Source organism: Paenirhodobacter sp. CAU 1674 (genome assembly GCF_029222945.1).
GTDB lineage: Bacteria > Pseudomonadota > Alphaproteobacteria > Rhodobacterales > Rhodobacteraceae > Rhodobacter.
Genome location: NZ_JARHUH010000029.1, coordinates 1 through 2,449, shown reverse-complemented (window position 1 = coordinate 2,449; position 2,449 = coordinate 1). Strand labels below are relative to the sequence as shown.

Here is a 2,449-nt window from a genome sequence, read left to right as displayed (position 1 = left end):
TCATCGTTCTGGGGTGAAAAAACCCGACGCAAAAGCGCGTCACCGGCGCGGGATGGAGCAGCCCGGTAGCTCGTCAGGCTCATAACCTGAAGGTCGCAGGTTCAAATCCTGCTCCCGCAACCAAAAAATACAAACATATCAAAGACTTCAAAGCCGAGCATAACGCTCGGCTTTACTCATTCCAAATTCTTGTCAACACCTGGTCAACGTTTTGCGAGGCCCCCTGCGCGGGCCCGATGATCGCGGCCATGAACGTCACACCTTCAGCAGATCGAGCAGCGGATCAAAGGCGTACATCGCCGCGCGTCGCCCCGAAGCCGGTTCGATGGTGCGCAGCATGCCCGCCTCGACCAGGCGCCGGGATAGCGCGCGTGCGGAGGAGGGTGGGATCCCCGAGCGTTCGACGAAGCGGTCGTTGCGGAAGATCGGGCTCGCGAAGACGAAGTCCAGCGCCTGATCATGGAACTGCGAGTTCAGCACCTCCCGGAACCGTTCCCGCATCTCGCCGTGAAGACGGAAGATCGCGTCCGCGGTCTGAATGTTGACCGTGGCCTGGGCGTGCATCGCCTGGAGAAAGAATACGACCCAGCCAGTCCAATCGCCGGTGGCGGAGACAGCGCGCATCCGTTCGATGTACTCGTCCTTGTGGGCTTCGAAGTAACCCGAAACGAAAAAGTTCGGCTGATGCAGGACGCCGAGTTTCCACAGCATCAGGGTGATCAACATGCGGCCGATCCGGCCGTTGCCGTCCTCGAACGGATGCAGGGCCTCGAATTCGACATGCGCGATGGCGGTGCGGATCAATGGCCGCATCGTGCTTTCGTTGATGTAGCGGACGAGTTCGGCCATCGCCGGGCCCAGTTGCTCGGGAGCGATCGGGACGTAGTAGATCTTTCCTCGCCGTTCGTCCCCGATGTAATTCTGCTCGACCTTGTAGCTGCCGGGGCGCTTGCGGGCACCCCGTCCAAAGGACAGCAACTGTTGGTGGGCGGTCCGGATCAGGTGTTCGCCAAGTGGGGCGCCCTCGGCGAGGGCCTGCTGGGCATTCCGCAATGCGCGGGAGTAAAGGTAGGTCTCGACGTCGTCGTTGCGCGCTTCCCGGTAGGGGTCGGTGCTACCCGCATCTTCCTCGGCCTCCAGCCGGTACAGTTCCTCGATGGTCGAGATCGTCCCCTCCATCCGGGAAGACGTCACCGCGTCCTGGCGACGCAGGGGGGCGAGAAATAACTCGCTGTTCACCATGCCTGACATCTTGGTGTCGTACCGCGCAAGCGAGGCGGCTGCCTCTTCGAGCGGCCCGAGCAGCACCTCGTAGTCGAGGGCGGGCGGGGGAAAGGTGCCGATGTGATAGGTGACGGCATCCGTAAGATCGTAAGGTTTGGTGATCATAATTGTGCCGATCCTATCATCAACGGGGTTTGACGCCAACCTAGTCACGACAAGTACGCTTGGCAACAGAATATGGCCCCATTCTGACACCAAGAGACGTTGTCGCCAGCAGTCTGCCGTCAAGCCAGTTTGGCGACAGAGACTGGCAGGAAAATGATATCAAAGCATGATCCCTTGGCATTCGCCGCAACTCATGCGGAGAATGGGGTTATAATCTCCGCATGAACATTGTGGCGACTTGTTTCCTGAACGACCGGGCGGGGTGGCGTCCGGCCGCTCCCTTGCGTGTCAGGAACCCTCGGACAATTTCCATTCCTGTCCGAGGTTCTGCAACACCAGGTCGCGCGCGGGGCAACCGGCACATCTGTGCTGCCGGCGCTGCTCCGGCAGTCGCTCGGCCATGGTCAGGATGGTGATCAACACCGCATCGGAATGCTGCGCGAGTCGGATCAGATGCTCCCCGCTCGGCCCGCGTTCGCCAGACAACCAGTACTTGGCCGTCCGTTCACTCGCTCCGGTCCAGCGCATCACCGTCTTGATGGCCTGACGTGTGTGCCCCAGTTCGCGCCGCAGGGTGTCGGCTATGGCCTTGCGATAGGCGGCCTGATCCGCGTCCAGGTGCACAGTTGTGCCCGTTTTCGGCACAGATGTGCCCATCTTGATCCGCATCGCGGCGTCCTCCTCCGGTAAACCTTTGGGGAAGACAACACAGCGGCAGATTCCATTTTGCGCCCCAGCCAATACCCCGGGTCCGACCAGACGGAGACGCCTGCATGAACTGATCTGGAGACAGGAATGGCAGGCAGAGAGCCGCCCTCAACAAAAGAACCGGCGAACTCCCCGCCAAAGCGCCGTGCGGCCGAATATGTCCGCATGTCCACGGACCATCAGAAATACTCGACGGAAAACCAGTCGGATGCGATCCGCAAATACGCGGAGTGTGAACGGCGGAGCAATACTCGGCCACGGTAGCGGCGCCGTTGTGGTGTCGCGGGCGGCGTAAAAGTCGTCCACTTTTGCCCTTTCCGAGAGGGGAGGGTTGGGGGATTTACACCGTGGA

Annotated in this window: 3 protein-coding genes and 1 tRNA gene; 2 read left to right on the top strand and 2 right to left on the bottom strand. The window is 60.8% G+C overall.

Annotated elements, in window-relative coordinates; genetic code table 11:
• Positions 1-46 precede the first annotated feature (46 nt).
• Positions 47-123 (top strand) — tRNA-Met (locus P2G62_RS17740).
• Positions 124-255: 132 nt separating this feature from the next.
• Here P2G62_RS17740 and P2G62_RS17735 read toward each other — a convergent pair.
• Together P2G62_RS17735 and P2G62_RS17730 are read right to left on the bottom strand one after the other, a co-directional pair.
• Positions 256-1,389 carry a Fic family protein gene (locus P2G62_RS17735; RefSeq protein WP_275736209.1) on the bottom strand — a complete coding sequence of 378 codons (1,134 nt, stop codon included), beginning with the start codon at positions 1,387-1,389 and terminating at the stop codon, positions 256-258.
• 288 nt (positions 1,390-1,677) lie between these two features.
• Positions 1,678-2,058, bottom strand: coding sequence for an XRE family transcriptional regulator (locus tag P2G62_RS17730; RefSeq protein ID WP_275736208.1), 381 nt, complete (start codon positions 2,056-2,058; stop codon positions 1,678-1,680).
• Between the two features lie 126 nt (positions 2,059-2,184).
• Between P2G62_RS17730 and P2G62_RS17725 the strand changes: the two genes are divergently transcribed.
• Positions 2,185-2,361, top strand: a complete 177-nt coding sequence (locus tag P2G62_RS17725) for a recombinase family protein (RefSeq protein WP_275736207.1) — start codon at positions 2,185-2,187, stop codon at positions 2,359-2,361.
• Positions 2,362-2,449: the final 88 nt, after the last annotated feature.